Here is a 22,071-nt window from a genome sequence, read left to right on the forward strand (position 1 = left end):
GCTACAGTGACATGGTGCGCCGTCGCGACCGCGGACCGGACCGGACCGGCGCCGCGACCCGAATGGTCGAGACCGTGTGCGCGCTGCCCGGCCACGCCCCGCCGGAGCGCCGCGGTCAGGCGCTGGCCGAGGCCCTCGCCGAGGCACTCGGCGCCCACGTCAGCCTGACCCTGCAGCTGCCGGCCGGGCTCGACGCGGCGGCCGGGCAGCGGGTGCAGGAATACCGCGCCGGCCGGGCGCCGGCCACGGACCGCACTCCCCCGCCGCCGGCCACGGGTCAGGCGACGCCGGCCGCGATCCGGCTGGAGCACGACGGCCGGGTCCTCGGTGAGGTCCGCGCCGACCCGCCCGCCGCCGCGCAACGGCTCCGGGACTGGTCGGAGCTGCTCGCCGCGACCCGGCTGCTGGTTTCCGAGCTGCACGCGCGGCTGCGCACCGACGACGCCGACCGGCTGATGCGCCGCGGCGCGGGCCAGCTCGCCGACGCCCGGCTGCGGGCGGCCGGGGACATGGAGCGGCAGCGGTACCGCCTCGAACGCGACCTGCACGACGGCGCGCAGCACCACATGGTGGCGCTGCAGATGTCACTGGCGCTGGTCGAGCACCAGCTCGGGGTCGGTGACCGCGACGAGGCCGCCAAGCACCTGCGCCGGCTCAAGGAGCTGCTGGCCAGCACCGAGGAGGTCCTGCACAGCACCGCCACCGGCCTGCTCGCGCTGCCACTGGCCGACCACGGCCTGGTCACCGCGCTGACGGCCAGGCTGGGCACGCTGGACACCGTCACCGTGGACATCGACCCGCTGCTCGTCGGGCGCCGCTACCCGCCCGAGGTGGAGGCGACGGTGTACCTGGCCTGCCTGGAGGCGGTCAGCAACGCACACAAGCACGTGCCCGGCGCCAAGGTGACCCTGACGCTGCGCACGTCGGCGCGGGGGCTGAGCTTCGACGTGACCGACACCGGGCCCGGCTTCGACCTCGGCGGCGTGCAGCCGCTGCGCCAGCTCGCCGACCGGCTGGCCTCCGTCGGCGGCACGCTGACGGTGCGCTCCAGCCCGGCCACGGGCACCCGGGTCAGCGGGTTCGTCGCGATCTGAGACCGCGCCCCCGGTTCCGAGCCCGCAGGTCAGCGGCTCGCCGCGACCTGAGACCACGCTGTCAGCGGGTTCGCCGCGACCTCAAATGACGCCCCGGGTTTCGAGTTCGCAGGTGAGCGGGTTCGCCGCGACCTGAGAGAACGCCCCCGGTTTCGAGCCCGCGGGTCGTGCTTCGGGCGGCTCAGCCGCCGGTCAGGAGCCGCTCGCTGAGGCGCACCAGCGACGCGTACGCACTCCGGCCGGCCGCGCCAGGATCGGGCCGCATCGCCTGGGTGCGCCAGAATGCCAGCGCCCGGCCCGCCGCGCGGATCTGCGCCGCGCCGGCCCCCTCGGCCAGCCCCAGCCGGGCGCACGGGTCGCGGCCGTCCGCGCCAAGCAGCCGCAGGGCGTCGTCGTGCCCGGCTGGCAGCCGGATCCGCCCGCCCCGCAACGCCTCCAACAGGTCCAGCTCAGCAAGCTCGTCCGCGCCGACGGTCGCGGCCTCCACCTCGAGCCGGAGCACCTCGTCGGACCCACCCGCCGCCGCCACGGCCGTCAGTGCCCGCAGTGCCCAGCGTGCCCCCAGCAGCCCGGACCAGCACCGGACCCAACCCTCCAGCGCCGCCTCGACCGGGGCGGCGTCGCCGCCCGCCGGCCAGGCGACCGCCGTGTCACACAGCGCGTCCAGCCGGGGCGGCACGGCCGGACCGGCCGCGTGGGCGCAGATCACCACCGGCGCGAACCCTCCCGCCGCCGTGGAGGTCACCGACCGCAGGGCGCCGAGAAACTCCGACTGGGCCGTGGTCACCATCGCGTCCAGGGCCAGGATCACCACGTCGGGCGGCCCGTCCGGAGCGCTGGACCAGCGCCGCAGCGCCGCGGCCAGCGACGCGTCGACCCGCTGCCGGTGGTGCACCAGCCGCAGCCCCCGCAGCCCCGGCGACGGGCGCTCCAGCAGCGTCCGGTGCCGCTGACCGGCCGTCAACCTGTCCAGGCCGGACCAGCCACGGACCCGGATGCGCCGCCACGGCGGTGCCATGCCGATCGGCTCGACCGTGATCTGCTCGACCGGACCGTACTGGTAGCACAGCGCCGTGCCGCCCGGCTCGGACGCTGCGGCCGGCGCCGCGGTCCGGCCGCACAGCAGGCCCGTCAGCTCCTCCGCCCGGGGTCCGAGCACCGCCACCCGCACCCGGCCGTCCTGCCGGTCCACGGCCGCCCGGACCGCGGGTCCGTCGGCCTGGGTGCCGAGCGCCGACAGCAGCAGCTGGCGCAGCCGCCGTGGCAAGGTGCCCGCCCCGGCCTCGTCCCCGGGGGGCGGCCCGGCGCCGGCCACGACCGCGGAGGGTGCTGCGGTGCCCGCCACCGGCGCGCGGTCGCCGCCCCAGCGCTCCGGCAGCCAGATCTCCACCGTGACCGTCGAGCCGGGGGCGGCGCAGGTCACCATCAGCCGGCCGCCCAGCGCGGCCAGCCGGCGGGTGTCGTCACGCAGGTCGGCGGTGACCTGGTCCGGGTGCGGGCCGGCCCGCTCCAGCCGGATCGTGAGGATGTCGCCGTGGCGGGCCAGCCCGATCATGACCGGCGTGGCGCCGTCGCCCGCGCAGAGCGCCGTCAGGGCCGAGGCGGCGGCCTGGTAGAGGCCCGACTCGACCTCCCAGCCCTGACGCCGGCCGAGGTCACCGTGGAAGGCCACCGGCACGTGCGCCGCCGTGGCCATCTCGGCCAGCGCCGCGGCCACGCCGGAGCTGCGCAGCACCTGCGGGTAGACCCCGCGGACCACGGTGCGGAACTGCTCGATCATCTCGAGCAGGTTGGCGCGGATGGTGGCCACGACGGCGACAGCGGCGGTGTCGCCCGACGCCAGCGCCGACTCCAGCACCGTCGTGTGCGCCACGATCGCCCGCAGCTGCCGGCCCGACGTGGTGGTCACCGCGGCGGCGAGCCGGTCGCGCTCCACGGCCTGCACGGTCGACAGCTCGAGCTGGGTGCTGCTCACCCGCCGCAGCGCCTCGGCGCTCTCGTCCTGGGCCGCCCGGGCCGCGTCGCGGGCGGCGGCCTCGCGCAGCAGCAGGCCCAAGCACACCGCGGTGTCACCGAGCAGGTCGACCTCGGCCGGCCGCAGGCCGGCGCCGTCGCGGCCGACCAGCACCAGCATCCCGCCCCGGGAGCCGGCGACGGGCACCTCGGCGGTCGCGGCGACACCGTCCACACCGGACAGCAGTGCCGGGTCGGCCACACCGTCGCGCCGTGCCCCGGCCCCGACCGGCCGCCAGCCCCGCCACCGGATCGCCGAGCGCCACAGCACCGCGGCGCCGTCCTGAGCCGCGCCCGGCGGCCGCTGCGCACCGTCCGGCGGGTCAGGCAGCCACAGCTCGGCCCCCCGCGCGGCGCACCCCTGGCCGGCGTTGCGCAGCAGCGCCCGGATCACCGGCCGGTAACCGCCGAAGGGATCGTCCTGGCGGCCCGGCGCGTCGCCGGTGCCCGCATCGCCGACCGGCAGCAACTGGGCCAGCAGCTCCAGCGGGCGCGCGACCGATGGTCGGGCACGCTCGACGACGTCGGCGGGCGAGGCCATGCCGTCAGCCGACCCGGTCGGAGCGCAGGTAGGCCAGCACCGCCAGCACCCGCCGGTGGTGCGCGGCCGGCTCGGCGGGCAGGTCCAGCTTGGTGAAGATGCTCGCGATGTACTTCTCCACCGACTTGACCGACACGAACAGCGCCGCGGCGATGCCCGCATTCGAGCGGCCCTCGGCCATGAGCCGAAGCACCTCCCGCTCCCGCTCGTTGAGCTCGGCGAGCGGGCCGGGGGCGGCCGGGCCGGGCCGGTTGACGAGGTTCGCGGCCAGCACCGGCTCGATGACGATCTCGCCGGCGGCGATGCGCACCAGCGTGTCGGCCAGGACCGCCACCCCGGCGACCTGATCCTTGAGCCGGTAGCCGATCCGCTCGGTGCCGACCTCCAGCAGCTGGAACAGGTAGTGCGCCTCGGCATGCTGGGACAGCAGCAGCAGCCCGACCCCGGGGTGGCGCCGGCGGATCCGCGCGGCGGTGTCGAGCCCGCCCTCCGGCCCCGGCGGCATCCGGATGTCCAGGATCGCCACGTCGACGGTGGTTCGCTCGAGCAGCTCGAGCAGCCGGTCGCCGTCCTCGACGCCGCCGACCACGGTGTGGCCCGCCGCGCCCAGGAGCAGCTGTAACCCTTCCCGAAACAGCGCGCCGTCGTCGGCGACCGCGACATCCACGCGCGCCCTCCCTGTCCCGAACCGGCCCACCGACCGGCCCTCGTTTCCGAGATGTTTCTATTGCCGTGCCACGACACCGACGTATCGTGGTGGCGCAGTCATGCCGATTATGGCCTCAATCGGCAATCATACCGGCGCCAGATCAGGTGAAAGGGTTCTGCGTGCACGGAATCGGCATCGATCTGGGGAGCAGCTTCACTGCCGCCGCGAGCCTGCGCAACGGCAGCCTGGACATGATCCGGCTCAGTGGTCAGGCCTTCCTTGTCCCGTCGGTGGCCTACCTGGACGAGGCCACGGGGCTGGTGACCGGTGAGCCGGCCGACCGGCTCAGCGTGCAGGCACCGGCCCGGGCGGCCCGGGAGTTCAAGCGGCGCCTGGGCGATCCCACGCCGATGGTCCTCGCCGGCGCGCCGCACTCGCCCACGGCCCTGATGGCCGCGCTGCTGTCCGATGTGCTCAAGGCGGCCGCCGCCGACGGGCAGCCGCCGCCCGACCGCGTCGTGCTGACCCACCCGGCGGTCTGGGGGCCGTATCGGCGCGAGCAGTTCGCCGGGGTGCTGCCGCTGGCCGGTCTGCCGGCACCGGGGGCCAGCGGGCAGGCTCCGCTGGTCCGGCTGGTCACCGAGCCGGTGGCCGCGGCCACCTACTACTGCACGACCCGGCCGCTGCCGCCCGACGGCCTGCTGGCCGTCTACGATCTGGGCGGCGGCACCTTCGACAGCGCCGTCGTGCGCAACGGACCGGACGGGCTGGAGATCGTCGGCACCCCCGAGGGCATCGAATGGCTCGGCGGGGCGGACTTCGACCAGGCCGTCTACAGCCACGTCGACCAGCGGCTGGACGGGGCACTGTCGGCGCTGGACCCGGCCGACCCGCGCACCGGCCAGATCCTGTCGGCCACGCTGCGCGAGTGCACACTGGCCAAGGAGACGCTGTCGACGCGGGAGTCGGCCGAGGTCACGGTGCCGCTGCCGGGCGGCTCCCGGCAGGTGGAGATCCAGCGCGACACGTTCGAGCGGCTGATCAGCCCGGCGCTGGACACCACGGTGGAGGCGTTCCGGCGCACCCTGAGCACCGCCGGCATCGCCCCACAGGACCTGACCGCGGTCCTGCTGGTCGGCGGTTCGTCGCCGATCCCGCTGGTGTCGCAGAAGCTGCGGGCGACGCTGGGCCGGCCGATCCTGAGCAACACCCACCCCAAGCACGCGGTGGCGCTGGGGGCGGCGATGCTCACGGCGAACGCGCCGGCCCGCCGCACCGCGCAGCACAGCGCGGCAGCGACGGCACGCCCGGCGGCCGAGGCCGCGGCAGCCGCCCTCCCGGTGTCACCGCCGACCCCGTTCTCGCCGCCGGTCCCGACCTCGTCGGCCCCGACCTCGCGGGGCCCGACCTCGCCGGGCCCGGTCTCACCGGCCCCGATCTCGCCGCCGGCCGGCCCCGCACCGAACCGGCCGGCCGCACCGACGGGGCCGGCTGGAAGGCACAAGCCCAGGCGCCGCTGGGGGCGCCGCCTGGTCGTCCTGCTGACGGTCGTGGTCCTGGCCGGGGCCGGGGCCTGGGCCGGGGCCTGGGCCCTGCTGGGCTCGGGCCGGCCGACCCAGTCCTCCATGAGCCTGCACGCCGGCGCCTCGCCGTCGGCCTCGGCCTCGGCCCTGACCTCGGCCTCGGCCCTGACCTCGTCCTCCCCGCAGCCCAGCGGCGGCGACTCGGTCCCGAACATCCCGTCGGCCGGCCGGCCGACAGCCCCCCGGCCGGCTGGCCGCCCGGCCGGCCGACCGGCCCGCCCGTGGTTGCCGCCGGCGGCACCGGCCGGGTCCGGGGCGTGTCCGCCGGACTGTGCGTGGACAGCGACACCAAGCCGGCGATGATGCTCAACGGCACCCCGATGGGCGGGCACGCCTTCGCCCTCGGGTGCGACGGCCGCATGTCCCAGCAGTGGCGCGAAGGCCCACCGCTGGACAAGGACCGGCCCGGCGACCAGGTGTACCGGCTGCTGAACCAGCAGACGGGCTACTGCCTGGACAGCAACCGCGACGGCGCGGTCTACACGCTGCCGTGCCTGAACCCGAACGACTACCAGATGTGGCAACGGGTGGTGGTGGCCACCGGCTCGGGTTCCACACCCGGCACCGTGGCCTACCAGAACCGGGCCACCGGGCTCTGCCTGAGCCTGGAGCCGGCCGGCTCGGCGCTGCGCGCGGCGCCGTGCCCCACCAACGGCAAATGGCCGCCCGCGCTGCAGTTCCAGCGGGTGCCTTAAGGCCGGTCGGGCAGCAGCACGACGTACCAGATGTCCTCGTCTTTGCCGCGGGTTTGCGCCCAGTTGGCCAGCATCGCCATGCTGCCGGCGCGGAGCTGGCCGTTGATCGGCGTGTACCACTGCACGGTGGTGGCGTCGACCACGCCCGCGGCCACAGCCGAGCCGGCGACCACGATCACCCGGGCACCCGCCGGCGGGTCGGGGCGGGTCTGGGTAGGCGGCTGCACGGTGAACCCGGGCAGGGCGCCCAGGTCCGCCATGAGCCGGGCCCGGCCCGCCGGGTCGCGGTCCTTCCAGGTGTCGGCGACCCGGTCGGTGTCGGCCGCGTCAACAGGGTCGAAGGGGTCGTCAGGGTCAAAGGGGTCGGCCTCCCGGTCGGGCCAGCCCATCGGCTTCAGCCCGGCGCCCAGCCGCGCCCGCACGCCCTCCGTCGCGCTGGCCGGGTCCGGCAGGGCAAGCCATGCCCGGGCCAGGTGCGGCTGGAACCGGTTCAGGTGCAGGGCCAGTTCGGCCGCGTTGGTGGCGAAGTCGCTGTGGTTCTCGATCTCGTGGTCCTGCAGGACCTGCAGGCGGTCGGTCAGTTCCTGCGTCCCGTGCCAGGGGCGGAGGTCGTCCCACACCTTCTGGTCCAACCGCTGAATCGCCTCGGACAGGCTTTCCGGGGCGCCGGTGCTGTTGAGCCGGACCACCTCGCCGCCCGGATAGCCCAGGTACGACCGAGGGCGGGGCGAGCCGGACTCGGTCACGCGCATCTCCACCACCGTGTTCAGGGCACCGGCCAGCAGCCCGGCGAGGGACGGACGGCTCAGTCCGATCACCGCCGCCTCGTCGGCCGGCGACTTCTCCGCGACCTTCGGGTCCGGGGCGGTGGACAGCACGAGGCGGGGCGGCAGCGGGGTGCCCGCCCGTTCGCTCAGCCGGCTCGCCAGCACCGGCACCACCGTCGTGGTGTCGTGGCCGGCCCGCGCCAGGTCGGCCAGCAGGCCGTCCAGGTCGACGACCGGCTGGGTCGGCGGCACGGGCGGCGGGTCCGCCAGCAGTACCCGGTCGAGGTCGGCCTGGGCCGCGGCGTGTGCCGCGGCGCGCTCCCGGTATTGCCGATTGCGGACCTCGACGATCCGGTCGGCGGTGTCCGAAGCCACCCTGCTGGCCTCGAACGCCTCGGCGGTCTCCAGCGCCTGCCGGCGCAGGCCGGGCAGCTGCGGGTCGAGCCGGGTGATGAGCGCATTGGCGGCGTCGGTGGCGTCCTGCGAGTCCTTGACGGCCTCACGCGCCTTCGCGTCCGGCGCGCGCAGCTTCTCCACGGCGGCGCGCAGGTCGGCCAGCGCCGCGCGCGGCGGCGAACCGGCGGGTGCCGCTTCGGCGGCGGCGACCTCGGCCTGCGCCTCCGCCAGCGCCTTGCCGGTGCGCTCGGCGGTGGTCTGCAGGCCGGGCAGCACCAGGCGCTCCCGCTTGATGGTCTCCTCCGCGGCGTCCAGCTGATCGATCGCTTGCTCGAGGTCGGCGCGAGCCTGCTGGCTCAGTGCGGCGGCGGTGTCACGCGCCGTCGCGGTCTGGCCCTGGTATGCGGTCGCCGCGTCGAGCTCCGTCCGGGCTGTCTGGAGCTGCTGGGCCGCGGACTGCACCCTTTCCCGCGCGTCCGCGCGGGCGGTGCCGGTCGGGGCGGCGAGCCGACCGCCCAGGTCCTCCGGGCGCAGCCGACGGGCGATGTGGCCGAGCGCGGCGCCACGGGCGCCGGGGATGCCGGCGGCGATGTCGCGGACGATACCGGCCCACGTTTGCCGCTGCGATTCGTCCAGCGTGTCGCGTGCCTGGCGGACGGTCGCCTCGAGCTGCTCGTCGGAGACGGTCACCCCGGCGAGGGTGTTGCCGACGGTACGCAGGATCGCCGCGTCGGCGCTGTCGACCGGGCCGGGCAGGGTGGCGGCGAGGTTGGCGAGGGCGCCGATGGCGGCGGCCTCCCGCAACTCAGGCTGGCTCAGCAACTGGTGCAGGCGCTCCTGGCGGCTGGGCGGCACGGCGCCGGTGAGGTACTGGTATCCGTCCTCGATCCGGTTGTACCGCGCCAGGGTGAGCAGGCCGTTCTGCGCAGCCTTCATGGCGTCGTGTTTCTCCGCCTGGGCGAGGTCAAGCTGCAGGTCGCGGCGGACCGTGTCGGACAGCAGCTCGGCCCGGTTGCTGTCCAGGAACGCGCGGGACTCCCCCCAGTCGGTGAGCGCGGTCCACCGCCCCAGCGTGTCCGGCGCGGCCGGCGCCGGACGGGTGGGCACGGTCGCGGGGGGCGTGGTCGCGGCGGCCGCGACGCGCGGGGCGGCCTCGACCGCGGCGAGCATCTGCGCGAAGCTGTCGGCGGAGTGCCACAGCGGGGCGAGCGCGGCGGCGTCGAGGCCGGAGGCGTCGACCGCAGCGGTCAGCGCCGAGCGTTCCGTTGCGGTGAGGCCGGCCAGGACGCGCTCGTTCTGGTGGAACGCGATCCGCGTCGTCGGGTCGGTGGCGCTGTCGTACAGGGACCGCAGGTCCCTGTACGGGCCGGGAGCGGGCTTGTTCAGCTCGATGCCGAGGTCCCTCAGTGCGTCCGGCCAGTCCTGCGGGTCCGTGACGCCCCAGGTGGCTTCGGCGATCGCCTGGTACCGCGCGACGGGCCCGACGGACGGGTCGAGGATGTCGGCCACGGCGCGCAGCATCCCGGCGTCCCGGGCGGGGCCGGCGGCAGGTACGGTGCCCGCCGCGGGCGGGGCCGTCGGGGCCGGGGCCACCGTGACCAGGGCGGCCATCGCCCGCAGCGCCGCCGGTGTGCGCATGCGCTCGTCGCCGAGCAGCCCGGTCAGCACGTCGTGCCGCTCGTCCGGCGTGGTCGCCTCCAGGTACTGGTACGCCGCGCCGGGCACGTTGGCGCGGATCGCGTCCAGCAGCGGCCGGTGCACGTCGAGGACCGGGTCGCTGTGCCGGTCCGCCTCGTCGGATACGTCCGCGTCGGATACGTCCGCGGGGATCGCGTCCAGCAGCGGCCGGTGCACGCCGCGGAGCGGGTCGCGCGGCGCGTACTCGGCGAGTGCGATCACGTTCGGGTCGGCCTGCAGCGCGTGTCGGTGCTGCTGCGCGAACTGCCGCGACGCGGCCCAGTCCCCGTGGTGCACCAGCCAGCTGCGCAGCACGTCGGGCTCGACGAGCGTGACGGCCTCGGCGTCGGCGTACCGCGCCCGGAACGCCGCAGCGGTCATCGTCTCCTCGTGCGGGGCGCCCTTGCCGGCCTCGGTGGTGGCGTCCTTGCCAGTCTCCTTCTTGGCGTCCTTGCCGGTCTCCGTGGCGTCCTTGCCAGCCTCCTTCTTGGCGTCCTTGCCGGTCTCCGTGGCGTCCTTGCCGGCCTCCTTCTTGGCGTCCTTGCCGGCCTCCTTCTTGGCGTCCTTGCCGGCCTCCGTGGCGCCCGGGGCGGGCTCGGCGGCGCCCTTGCGCGGGTCGTGGACCGTGTAGTCGCCGTTGGGCAGCACCGCCGCCGCGACGGTGCCCTGTGGCCGCACGATCCATAGGTGGCTGCCGGGCAGCGGGTCGGTGGCCGGCAGCCCGGGCAGCGGCCCGGTGCTGGACCAGCCGGGCGGCAGGTCGGCGGCGAGCAGCCGGCGTGCGCGCGCGGCCCGGGAGCCGGGCGGTTGGTTGGTGCCGCGGGCGGTCCCCCGGGCCGGGTCCTTGGCTCGGGGAAGCCCGCCGGGGCGGGACAGGTGGTTACCGATCCAGGTGCGGGCGGCGTCGTCCTCGGCGTTGCGGGACCGCTCCATGCGGTGGCCCAGCTCCTCGTCGAGCTTCGCGGCCGCTTCCATCTGCAGCGGCGTGCCCGCCAGCAGCTCCTCGTAGATCGCCTCCAGCTGCCGCTGGTCGATGCCTGCCGCGAGCGCCTCGTTGCGCCGTTCCGGCGACAACGTCGCCACCACCTCGGCCGAGGTAACCGGGTTGCCCGAGCCGTTGAGGGGGACGACACGACCCTCCGGGTCGATGCGGTACCGCGACACGGTGCCGTCCTCGGCGGTGTGGGTGTAGTCGATGTGGGTGCCGAGCTCGAACGCGACGCCGCGGGCCACGGTCATCGCTTCCTGGTCGAGCAGCAGCACGGCGTGCGGCAGCGGCGGTACGGGCGTGCCGGGCGGCTGCACCCGGGCGATCCGGCCCTGGATGTCGGCGGTCCGCTCCTTGGCCAGCTCCAGGTCCGGCGGGGTGGCGTCCGCCGGTGGCGTCTGCCATTTGAGCAGCTCGGCGAGATCGGCGGCGGCCTGCTGTCCGGGGGTCGCCGAGGTGAGGTGTGCGACCGCCCAGTCGAGCACCAGCTGGTACCGCTGTTGCGCCCGGGCGGTGTCGTTGGCCGTCACCCGCAGTGGCGGGACCGTGTCGTGGTGGTTGCCCAGCTGGTCCCGGATGAGCAGGGCGACGTGCGGGGCGGTCTGTCCGATGTCGAAGTCGCCGGGCTCGACGCGGCGGCCGGCGACGGTCCCGGTGGCGCGGGTGGGCTGCGTGGCCGGGACGGGCGCGGCTGGTCCCACGGCCATCGCGGCCGGGGTGGCCCGCACCAGCAGGGCGTCCAGGTCGGCCGCGTGCGCACGGGGGGCCGGAGCGGGCCAGTGGCCGGCGACGCCGAGGTTCCAGCGCTGCGGCTGGGCGCGCATCTCCTGCCGCAGCTCGTGCACCTCGTCGGCGAGCATCTCCACGTACACGTCGCCGGTGATCCAGCCGGTGCTGGCGGCGTCGGGGCCGAAGCGCTCCGGCCCGATCGGGCCGGTGTGCGGGCCGGGGACGAATGGACTGTGCTCGTGTGGCACGGCGTCCAGCTTGAACCTGCCGCGCAGCCGCACGAGGTACGTGACTCCCTGCATCTTGATGTGCGTCTCGTTGCGCTTGTTGTCCTCGTAGGTGGCGCTGTGGCTCATCGGCGCGGTGCGGTTGGCGCCGGTGCTGAAGTTGCCCTTGGTGGTGGTGTCCTCTTGGGCGCCGACATTGCTCGGCGGCATCTTCCAGTTGGTCGAAAGTTCACCGTCGATGTTGATCCGCCACCGGTTGTGCGACTGGGTGGCCGCGGCACCGATCTGGAACTTGGCGTACCGGCCGGTGCCGGTGCTGTTGACGATCGGGCTGAGAACCTCCAGTGAGTGCAGCGAGGCGCGCAGGCGCATGGCGACGCGGCTGTTGGACGCGCCGGCCGCGAACAGGTGCGAGGCGAGCGAATAACCCTCGGGCACCAGCATGTCCGGCAGGTGGTTGTCCACGTTGAGTCGGGACAGCAGCCCGGGCAGCGCGACGCTGCCACGGTACGTGTCGCTGTCGGCGTTCGAGGTCAGCAGCCCCGCCATGAGCTTGCGGCCGGCCGGGAACAGGTCGTCGACGAGGGCGCCGCTGACGTACACGTCGCCGGGCAGCGGCGGCAGCGGACGCAGGTCCCCCGCGAGCGGGTCGTCGTCCTTGCGGGTCAGGTCCTTCAGCGGCGCCTCGGCCAGCCCTCGCGGGATCTTGAAGTCGAGTTGGGAGTCGATCTCGTGGGTGTCGGACTGCACCACGGACGCCTCGGCGAGCAGGTCAGCCAGCGCCTTGGCGCCCATGGTCAGCTTGGTGGTGAGGTCGGTCGGGGCGGGGCTGCCGGCGGCGGGCGGGGCGACGGTGAGCAGCCCGCCGGCCCAGCTGCCGGCGGAGGCCAGCAGATTGGCCGAGCCGTCCCAGACACTGCTGAGCAACGTGTTCAGCGGGCGGCGGTGCATGTTGAGCCGGCGTACACCGATGGTGATCCGGGCGCCGGTGGTGGCCCGGTAGTGCCCGGTCCAGTCGTAGACGGTCTGCTCGCGGGTGCCCTGCTCGGAGTTCTTCAGGGCGCGGCCGCCCTGCGGCGAGAACGACCCGGAGACATTGCCCGAGATCGGCACGCCGTCCTTGCTGAAGCCGAACTTGGCAGCGGTGATGTTCCAGCCGAGCGCGCGGCTCAGGCTGGAGGCGTAGGCGGCGTAGGCGTGGCCGTAGTTCTCGATGCCGTATTCGGGGACCCAGTCGGTGTACCGGGGCCGGCCTTCAAGGGCGGCGGACACCTTGACCTCGATCACGTCGGCCAACGCGCCGCCCTTGCGGTCGATGAAGTAGAACGTGACGCCGTTGTGCTGGTGCAGCATGTCCGCCAGGGTGATGTTGGCGCGCTGCCCGGCCAGGGTCGCCTGCAGCGACTCCAGGCCGCCGGGCAGCGTGCCGATGAGCTGCCGGCTGGGCGAGAACATCAGCACGCCCCAGGTGCCGTTGGCCCGCTGCCAGTCGCTGGCGGCCGCGCCGAGCAGGCCGGGGGCCACCGTCTCGATCCGCTCGACGACCGCGTCGAGCAGGGTCGTCGTGGGCCGGACAACGCCGTCCGTGGCCGGGCCGGTGAACAGCGTGACCTCGTCCACGCCGGAGTGGCCGAGCGTCCGGTCGCCGGTACGGGTCAGGTACGGGGGCACGGTGAGCTTGCGGTAAGGGTTTTTGGTCGGGTCCAGGACATGGCCGAAGTCGTCCTGGAACTGCCGGCGGTGCTCGGCGTCGAAGACGACGTCGCGGGACTTCCTGTCGTTGTGGCGGGTGGCGAGGGCGTTCGCCCAGCGCCGCAGCTCGTGCTGGACCAGGAACGTGGCCACGTCCGGGGTGCCGGTGCCGATGCGCGCGGTCACCGCCTGCTGCCAGTGGTGCAGCAGCCCGGCCACGGTGTTGCCGGGCAGGGTCAGCTCACCGCCGGCCCAGCGGCCCATGGCGTCGATGAGCTGCGACTCGCTCACCGGCAGCTTGCCGGCGGCGTACTGGGCCAGGGCCTCGGGCTCGGGCAGCAGGAAGATCATGTCCCGGTTGGTCACCGAGGTCGGCGCGGCGGCGCTGTTGCGGCTGAAGATGAAGCCGGTCTGGGTCTTGGTGCCGGTCCGCACGCCGTAGTCGACCTGGGCGTGAAACGCGTACGCCCGGTTGAAGGCGAGCTTGAGCATCTCCAGGCCGCCGACCCGCTTGGTCTCCTCCGCGGCGCTCTCGCTGATCTTGACGTTGACCGACTCCGAGAAGGTGAGCTTGAACAGGTCCTTGCCGTCCTTGGTGAACTTGCGGCCGAACCGGATGTCGGGCAGGTTCACTGTCTTGGAGAACGAGCGGCTGGCGACGTTGGCGGTCTCGGCGAGGTACAGCTCGATGAGGCCGGTGACGTACTTGTCGGGGGTGGCGCCGACGAACCTGGCCCCGCCGATCCGCTCGACCTGGATGGCCGCGGCGGCGTTGGTGTTGGCGAAGAAGCCGGGCTCGATGAGGGTGTCGGTGCTGTATTGCCCGAGCAGGGCCTCCTTGAAATGCGACTGCACGGCGACCGGGTTGGCCAGGCTCTTCAGCGGCCCGGTCATCGGCTGTCCGGTCCCGGTCAGGCTCGGCAGCTGGGCGAGGATGCCGTCGGTCAGGCCGTGCGTGTCGAGGTGGTAGACGACGCCCTGCTGCAGCACGGACGGTGACGTGTCGGTGGTGGCCCGGGCGCTGAACGTCGACGGGTCGCTGTTGAGGGGCAGCAGCGCGGCGTGGACGTTGCCGCGGACGGGCGGCGGGTTGAAGCGCCCGGTGGTGCCGTTGTCGTAGGTCACGGTGAAGCTGAACTCGTACGGCAGGTTGAACAGTCCGACGCGACCCGGGTACTCCAGCAGCTCCGGCCGGTTGACGATGCGGGTGAGCCGGTCGGCGGCGCCGACGGCGCGGCTCAGCGCGGCGCCGGTGAGCCCGATGGACTCCAGCATCTTCACCGCGGCGGGCATGTCGATCCTGAATCCGCCCTCCAGCGACCAGCCCTGGTTGCCGCTGGCGCCCTGGCCGGCGATGCCCAGGGCCATCAGCAGGTTCACCACGTGCAGCTCGTCGGTGAGCCGGTCGAAGTGCACCGAGTTGCCGTCCGGCCCGACCGCGTCGGTGGCCAGGGACCGGGCATGCAGGGTGATCTCGGCGGTGCGCAGGATGCCGTCGCGCCAGCTGTGCACCGTGAACGGCAGGCCGACCTGGCTCTGGGTGGTGAGGAACGACTCGGCGCCGTCGGTGGAGACGAGCTTGTCGACGACGTCCAGGTTGTCGACGGAGGCGTCGATGTCGAGCAGGACGGCGTCCTTCGCGCTCAGCACGACTTTGTCCTTGCCTCGCCGCGCCGCCGCTATCGCCTTATCCATCACGGTGGCGGTGGCGGGCGCGATACGGGCGTGTTTGGGCCCGGACTCGGTGGCGTCCAGCCGCGACCAGATGCGGTCGCCGTCCGGGGGCAGGAACCCGGCGGCGACGAGCTCCCGCGTCAGGTTCGCCTTGAGCTGCGCGACGGCCGCGGGGTCGACGTCGGCGAGGCTCTGGCCGAGGCCGCGGCCCGTGAGGACGTGCTCAGGCAGGAGATTGCGGCCGGTGTCCTCGGGATGCTTGCCGGTGTTGCGCAGCTCCCCGCGGTACGTCTCGTGGTCGACGGTGGCGGTGGTGGGCTTCTTCTTGAACGCGTCGGCGTCGACGCCGAAGCCGAAGTCGAACGCGTCCGGCTCCGACAGCCGCACGACCGCCGAGCCGGCCACGGTGGGGGTTGTTTGGGGCGCCTCCATCGGCTTCTTCGAGGTGGACACGTCGGCGGACAGTTCGAGCTGGACGGTGTGGCCGCCGGTCATACCCGTGTACCGCGACACCACCACGTTCAGCGACGCGTGGGTGGCGCCGCCGCCGTCGTTGTTGTTGAAGCTGACACCGCCCTTGGCGGAGATGCCGAGCTTGGCCTTCTCCTTGAACACGTTGGGGTCGCCGTAGTCGGACGCGAGCGGGAGCTCCGTCCCGCCGCCGAAGCTGACGCCGCTGGACTGCCCGAGCGTGAACTCACCACCGTGGCCGACGATCGCGGTGCGAACCTTCTCGATGTGTGCGGTGTCGCTGGTGCCGCCGACGCGGGTGGTGTCGCCGTGCCGGCGGGCGTGGACCCGGATCTGGGCGGCGGTCTTGCCCTCGTCGTGCAGGGTGAACTTGTAGCCGCGCTCGTCGGCGGTCACCGGCGCCGCTGAGGCCGGGTCCGGCGCCGGCGCTACCGCCTTCGTCTTCCCGCCGCCGGCGCCGGGCCGGCGGTTGACCGCCTCGTCCAGGTGGGTCTCGGTGTTCCAGAGCTTGCGCTGCAGCTCCTGGCGCATGGGACTGCTGACGGCCATGTTGAACCCGTCGTCGCGCAGCCGGGCCACGATGTGGTCGTACAGCTCGGTGACGCCGGTGAGGTTGCTGGCCGAGAACGTCTCCGGCAGCCGGGTCAGGTTGCCGCGGTTCGGCCGGCCGGAGCGGTCCGGGGCGGCCTCGGGCAGTATGGCGGTGACCTGCTCGGCCGGCTCCGCCAGCAGATGGTTGGGAATGGCGACCACGAGCCGGGCCGGCTCGGTGCCCTCCGCCGGCGGGAGCAGCGTCACGGCGTGCCACGGGTCAGTGTCGCCGCGGGTTTGCAGGCGCCAGCCCGGTTCGTAGGAGTAGAACGTGGAGTCGGCGCGGGTGTCCAGCACCCGGCCCTTCTCGGCGTCGAAGAGATGCGCCGAGCGCTGGTCACTCTTGTTGACCGTGAAGTTGAACTTCGGTCCGAAGTGGGCGGTCGGCCCGAGCGGCACGTCGAAGTTGAAATCGCCGCGGACCCGGTTGGCCCGCATGGTGGTGCCTTCGCCCACGCTGCGGGCGCCGGTCTGGAACACCGACTGGATGATCTCGTTGGCGTGGAAGCGTCCGTCGTCGGTGCTCTCGCGGTGCTCGAGGTCGTCCAGAGACGTGCCGGTGGCGACGGTGTCCGACGAACCGGCGGGGTTGTCGACCAGCTGCGGGTCGGTCGGGTCGAGGTGGACCAGGACCTCCATGTCCCCGAGCGAGAACAGGTAGCCGTCGGGGCCGGCGAGCAGCGGGTAGCTGTTGAGCAGCCGCTGCATTGCCAGGTCCCAGGCGTGGGCCGACACGGTGATCCCACGGCGGTCCGCCTCCGCGCGCAGCGCCGCCTCGACCCGGTCGAAGTCGGGCAGGGTGGCCTTCGGGTCGCCGAGGGCCAGGGCCAGCCGGTTCGGCTCGGCCGGCGGCACGAACGGCGTGGCGGACGGCGTGGTGTCGGGGCCGGCGCCGGCCGGGTCGAGGTCCACATGCACGTGCCGGTCCGCCTCGGGTACGCCCGACAGCAGCCGGTCGACGGCGGCGGCGACCGCCGGCGGGACCGCGCCACCGGCGGGCTGGACGACCACCCGGACCCCGCCGGTGGCGGCGAACGCGGCCGGCGGGAGCTTGTCCGGGTCGGTGCCGTACTCGGCGAACAGGACGGCGCCCTGGTGCTCGGTGACGGACCAGCCGGGCATGACGTCGTACCCGCCGTCGTCGCGCCGGCTCAGCACCTCGACGTGCTTCGGCGTCGACGGCCCGGGCACCACGAAGGCCCGGGCGGCGGCGGGGAGGGTCTGCCGGCCGCGGGCGTCGACGGGCACCAGGCCGGCGCCGGCGCCGGCCGGGGCACGGCCGAGCGCACCGACCGGCAGGACGAGTTCGACCGTGCCGCTCAGGTCGCGTTGCAGCGCGGCCGCCGCCGCGGCGGCGCGGGCCGAGACGGTGGCACCGGCACCGGGCGGGTCGGCCGCGAGCTGCACCTGCAGCGCGCCCTCGGTGTCCCCGAGGTGGTCGCGGACAGCACCGGCGACCGCGGCCGGGTCGGCGACCGACTCGTGCACGATGAGCCGGGGGCGGTCCGGATCGGCCAGGTCGCTCCAGTGCAGCTCGGCGGGCGGGGCGGTGTCGCCGGTGTAGGCGAGCACGCCGCCGGGGACGTGCGCCAGCCGCACATCGGCGGGCAGGCCGGTGACCGCGGCCGAGTCGAAGGTGTGCCGGTCGAGGCCGACGCCGGAGGTGAGCAGGCGGGCCGGGGTGCCGGGCGGCATGCCGGTGAAGATCTGGCCGACCTGCTTGCGGATGCCGGGCGGCAGCGGGGTGCCGTGCCAGCCGAGGAACACGGTCGGCTCGGTGAGCTGGCCGGCCTTCTCTGGCAGCAGCTCCTGCACGTCGGCCAGCGCGGTGGCCGGCCCGATCCACAGGTAGCTGCCGCCGTCCCAGACCACCCAGCCGTCGGACAGCTGGTAGACGCCGTCCTTGACCTTGGGCAGGCCGAACGGGGTGGGGGCGTCGACCAGGCCGGGAACGTCCGGCAGGAACAGGTAGCGCTGCGGGCGGGCGTTGAAGAAGGTCACGTTGCCGTCGGCGTCCAGCGGCAGGACCAGCGGGTCGCGTTGGGCGGGTGCGTCGGTGAGCGCCTCCCGGGGCACCGACAGCATGGCCGACTGAGTGTGCGGGTCGAGGACCTCGGTGGTGAGGTCCCGCGCCGCGGCGGCGCTGAGCGGCTGGCTCTCCGGCCAGTGCAGCACGGCCATCGCGGTGTCCTGCGGCCGCATTCCGGCCAGCGCGGCCTTGAGCACGACGGGGTCGGTGACGGTCGGGTCGAGCAGGATGGCGGGGCCGGGGCCGGTCGGGGCCGGCACCCGCGGGCTGATCGTGTTGCCGGCGGCCGCGGCGGTGTGCAGCGTCGTCGCGCCGGCGGCGCGCTGCAGCCGCAGGCCGGTGGGCAGGCCGGCGGCCATCGTCTGTAGCTGCTTGTCGGTGACCGGCGGCGCCGGCGGGGCAGCCGGCGGCTGGTCAGACGGTTTCCCGTCGCCGTGCGGTTTCGCGTCGCTTACCGGCGCTGCTGGCGCGGGCGGGACCGGCGGCGCGGACAGGACCGGCCGGGTGGGTGCCGGGGCGGCGGCGTTGTAGTGGTTGTAGTTGGTCGGGTTGCTTTTCCGGTTGCTCGGCTCGTAGTAGACGCTGACCGGCGCCCCGCCGACCGGCCCAAGCGTGTCGAGCACCTCCGGGCCGCCGGGTCCGGTGCGAAGGATGGTGACCCGGCTGTTGGTGGCATGCGCGAGCAGCGGCACCAGGAACTCGCCGGACGGGTGGCTCCACCGGTTGCCCCAGTTGGCGACGGTCCGCCGGACCTCCGCGTACTCGTCGTCGCCGAGCCGCCGGTCCGACATGGCCGTGGCGCTGACGAGGTAGTCGCCGAGCCGCGCCGGGTCGATCTCCGTCACAGGGAAGCGCGGGCCGTGCCGGTTGATGAATTCGAGCTGCAGTTGCGGCCTTGTAACCGGCGGTCCAGGGGCGGCGACGGCGTCGCGCACGGCCTCGTACCGCTGCCGGATCTGGGACACGGGCAGGAAATCGGCGTCGATGACGTACGGCTGCACGGACTGCCCGGGCGGCGGCGGGTGGGTCTGGTCGGCGGCGAGCTGATCGGCGGCGAGCTGATCGAGGCGCGCCCGCACCTGCTGATCGTCGAGGGTGCGGACCTGCCGCTCGATATCGTCGCGGAAGTGGGCGCGCCGCCGGTTCACCTCGGCCGGCAGCGTGGCACGGTTGGCCGCGAGGTACGTGGCGACGTGTTGCTGCAGCAGCCGGGTGATGCGCCTGACGTACGGGCTGGGGCTGATGGACGGCCGCATGCTCCAGCGCACCCGGTTGGGATCGCTGAGGAACCCGGCCAGGTCGGCGGGCAGGTTCGGGCCGAGCGCCGCCGCGACCTGCGCCGGGTTGCTGGCGATGAACGCGGACAGCACGCAGTAGCCGTCACTGGCGACCGTGAACATCGGCGGGTGCGGCGACGCCGTGTCCAGACCGGTCAGATCCAGACCCGTCAGATCCGTGCTGGTCAGATTCGTGCTGGTCAGATCCGCACCGGCCAGATCCTGGTGTGGCGGTACGGTCGCCGGGGTGTGCGTCGCCGCGGGGGCGACCGGCAGGCCGACCCCGTCGGTGGTGGCGACGAAGCGCAGCCGCACCGGGTTCGCCGGGCCGTGGGCGAGCCCGCCGCGCTGCCCGTCGAGGAACACCACCTTGCCGTCGGCGGTCCGGGTCACGTTGATCACGTGCGAGATGCGGCTGCCCTCGCCGGTCACCACGACGATGCCGCGGGCACCCGGGCCGGCCGCGGCGATCACGTCCCGGACCGCCGCGTAGCTCGCCGCCTCGACCAGCGGCCGGCCGGCGTAGCGTTCCAGCTGCGCGACCGGCAGGTGCCCTTCCGGCGGGACCTGGTGCCCGACACCGGCGGCCAGGGACATGTCGGTGCCGATCGCCGTCAGCACGCAGTTGGTCTCGAAGTCCAGACCGAGGCCGCGGTACGGGTTGACGTCGCCGATCCATTCGAACCGGGTGGGCACCTCCTGCGGCGTCACGTCACCCGGCAGCAGCGTGTCCGCGGCGGCCGTGTTGACCGCCGGGTTCGCGCCACCGGACGCGGCCGGACCGGTCGCGGCGGAGCCTGCCGGGCCGGTCGAGCCGGTCGTGCCGGTGGCGGCCGGGTCGATCGTGCCGAAGGCTGCCCGGTAGCCGTCGGTCCACTCGCGCCGGAAGTCGGCGGCGAGGCGGTCGACGCCGGGCAGCGGTCCGGCGTGCTGCGCGGCAAGCGCGGCGAACTGGGTCTGCGCGGCCTGCGCCGCCTCGCCGAGGTGCTGCTCGAACGTGTTCCGGCCGCCGTTGCCGCCGTTCTGCTGGATGCCCAGCTCGGCCGAGACCCGGGCCATGCGGGCGGGCAGGTCGGCCGTGGCCTGCCGGACCACGTCGACCGCCGCCGGCACCCGCGCCGCCGCGCTCTGGGCCGCCGCGGGCGCGGTCTGCGCCGCCGCCGGCGGGGTCGCGGCCGGCGGGGTCGCGCCGGTCTGCGCTCCCGCGGGCTGGACCGTGGTGGGTGCCGGCGGGACCGTGGACAGCGAGCCGCTGCTGAGGACCGCGTCAATGCCCCGTTCGACGTCCAGCCGGACCTGCTGCGCGACGGTGTCGCGGACCGTCGCCGGCACGGTGACCTTGTCCGATCCGAGGCCGGCGAAGTACTGCCCGACCCGGTGCTCGGCCGCCAGGTCGGCGAGGCCCCGCAGCGCCTGCCGGTCGAACTCCGCCGGCAGGGCCGGCAGGAGCTGCGACGGTGCCACGACGTGGGCGAGCGCCGCGGCGCTGATCGCGGCCGCGGCGCGGTTCCGGACGCCGGCGAGGAACGCGTCGTCGACCCGTGCCGGGGGCACGCCCAGCGCGGTGACCAGCCTGGCCGTGGTCTCGTCGGTCCCGTGGGCCTCGACCCACTGGGCGAACGCCCGCTCGATCGGCACCCGCAGCGGCGCCACCACCTGGGCGCGCTGGGCCGCCTCGGTGAGCAGGCCGCCGTACCGGTCGGTGAGGTCCTGCTGGAACTGCTGCCAGCCAGCGATGCTCGGCGCGGTGGGCGGGGCCCAGGACGGCGCCGGGACCAGCGGCACCGCCCCGGCGGCGTACGCCGGCGGCGGGGACGACGGCGTGGCCGGCGCGACGGCCGGGTAGCTCGGCGGGAGGTCGGCGCCGGTGGTGGTGGTGGTGGTGGTGGTGGTGGATCCGAGGCCCATCGCGTCGTCGTAGGTGGGGGGCAGCACCGGCGCGCCGGTCTCGGTGAAGCCGGTCCCGCCGGGCAGTCGCAGCCGCGGGATCGTCGGGGTGAACCCGAGGCCCTGCGCGCCGCGGCGCCCGTACCCGCCGGCGGTGGTCGCCACGGCGCTGCCGCCCGCCTCGGCGGCGCCCGAAACCGCGTCGCCGTCGGCGTTCTTCGGGTCGTACTTGTGGTCGACCATGAGGCTGGCGCCGATGCCGCCGCCGACCTCCATGGCCACCTCGAACACGGGCGCGACGGTGAACCGGGTGATCAGCTCGCGGTGGGACGCCTTGGCAACGTACCGTTCGAGGCTGACGGCGAACTTGTTGGTCGCCTTGCCGATGAGCGGCCCGGCGATGGTGCTCAGCGCGGCGACGGACAGCCCGTAGAGGGCCTGCTTGCCCACGACGCCCCAGTCGATGCCGTCGCGGATGTGGTCGGCCATCTGCGACAGCTGCGCCAGCAGCGACGATCCGGGCATGAACAGCATCTGCATCGCCGTGCTGCGGGCTGCGATGCGCAGCAGGTTGGAGCGCAGCACCGTCTGGATGATCGTGCGGGTGGTGGCCACCCGCGCGACGGCGTCCCAGGGGGCGAAAAAGGCCTCGGCGGCGGCGATGGCGAGCTCGACCATCATGAAGATGAACATGATGAGCGCCTGGCGGTTGAGGTAGTCCATCTCCACCAGGTAGCCGCGCATCATCTCGGCGGTCTGGTCCTGCAGTTCCGCCACCTGCAGCAGGGCGTGGGGTTCGATGGCGACGAACGGCGCGATCTGGGCGATGAACCGGGCGGCGGTCTGGCCGTCGACGGACGCGGACACCGCCCGGATCACCTGGATCAGCTCGGGCGCGAGCAGGTTGCGCACCCGGTCGGCCAGGGCGCTGAGGGCGGATGCGTCGCTCGCCAGCCGCGGCATGTCGACCGACGTGAGCTTGATCCCGGTGAACGCCCCAATGGCGTCCCTGCTCGACTTGTCCATCGAGATGGTGGACGAGCTGACCGTGACCATCGCCGTACCCCTTTCCTGCCGCCCTGGCGTGCCGT

At 74.3% G+C, this 22,071-nt stretch carries 6 protein-coding genes; 3 read left to right on the forward strand and 3 right to left on the reverse strand.

The features are described from left to right. Nucleotides 1-14: 14 nt before the first annotated feature. Nucleotides 15-1,094: an ATP-binding protein gene (locus AB0H83_RS08170; protein ID WP_360088824.1), complete on the forward strand. Its 1,080-nt coding sequence runs from the start codon at nucleotides 15-17 to the stop codon at nucleotides 1,092-1,094. A 181-nt stretch (nucleotides 1,095-1,275) separates the two neighbouring features. Here the strand turns inward: AB0H83_RS08170 and AB0H83_RS08175 are convergent, their stop codons facing one another. Together AB0H83_RS08175 and AB0H83_RS08180 are read right to left on the reverse strand one after the other, a co-directional pair. Further along, complete coding sequence (locus AB0H83_RS08175; protein WP_360088827.1) at nucleotides 1,276-3,648, reverse strand: hypothetical protein; 2,373 nt, start codon at nucleotides 3,646-3,648, stop codon at nucleotides 1,276-1,278. A 4-nt stretch (nucleotides 3,649-3,652) separates the two neighbouring features. Beyond that, on the reverse strand, nucleotides 3,653-4,315 hold the full coding sequence (locus tag AB0H83_RS08180; protein WP_360088830.1) for a response regulator transcription factor: 663 nt from the start codon (nucleotides 4,313-4,315) through the stop codon (nucleotides 3,653-3,655). Between the two features lie 161 nt (nucleotides 4,316-4,476). Here AB0H83_RS08180 and AB0H83_RS08185 point away from each other — a divergent pair, with 161 nt between their 5' ends. Both AB0H83_RS08185 and AB0H83_RS08190 read left to right on the forward strand, forming a co-directional pair. Continuing rightward, nucleotides 4,477-6,183, forward strand: coding sequence for an Hsp70 family protein (locus tag AB0H83_RS08185; protein ID WP_360088833.1), 1,707 nt, complete (start codon nucleotides 4,477-4,479; stop codon nucleotides 6,181-6,183). Continuing rightward, entirely contained in the window at nucleotides 6,156-6,575 is a 420-nt protein-coding gene (locus tag AB0H83_RS08190; RefSeq protein WP_360088836.1) for a hypothetical protein, read from the forward strand. The genes AB0H83_RS08185 and AB0H83_RS08190 overlap by 28 nt, the downstream gene beginning before the upstream one ends. On the opposite strand, the gene AB0H83_RS08195 is transcribed toward AB0H83_RS08190, so the two are convergent. After that, complete coding sequence (locus AB0H83_RS08195) at nucleotides 6,572-22,036, reverse strand: toxin glutamine deamidase domain-containing protein (protein WP_360088839.1); 15,465 nt, start codon at nucleotides 22,034-22,036, stop codon at nucleotides 6,572-6,574. The genes AB0H83_RS08190 and AB0H83_RS08195 overlap by 4 nt on opposite strands. Nucleotides 22,037-22,071: the final 35 nt, after the last annotated feature.

It is taken from the genome of Dactylosporangium sp. NPDC050688 (genome assembly GCF_040654515.1).
GTDB lineage: Bacteria > Actinomycetota > Actinomycetes > Mycobacteriales > Micromonosporaceae > Dactylosporangium.

Coding starts and splice junctions, on each gene's coding strand:
- AB0H83_RS08175 (WP_360088827.1), bottom strand. CDS start 3,648: ATGGCCTCGCCCGCCGACGTCGTCGAGCGTGCCCGACCATCGGTCGCG.
- AB0H83_RS08195 (WP_360088839.1), bottom strand. CDS start 22,036: ATGGTCACGGTCAGCTCGTCCACCATCTCGATGGACAAGTCGAGCAGG.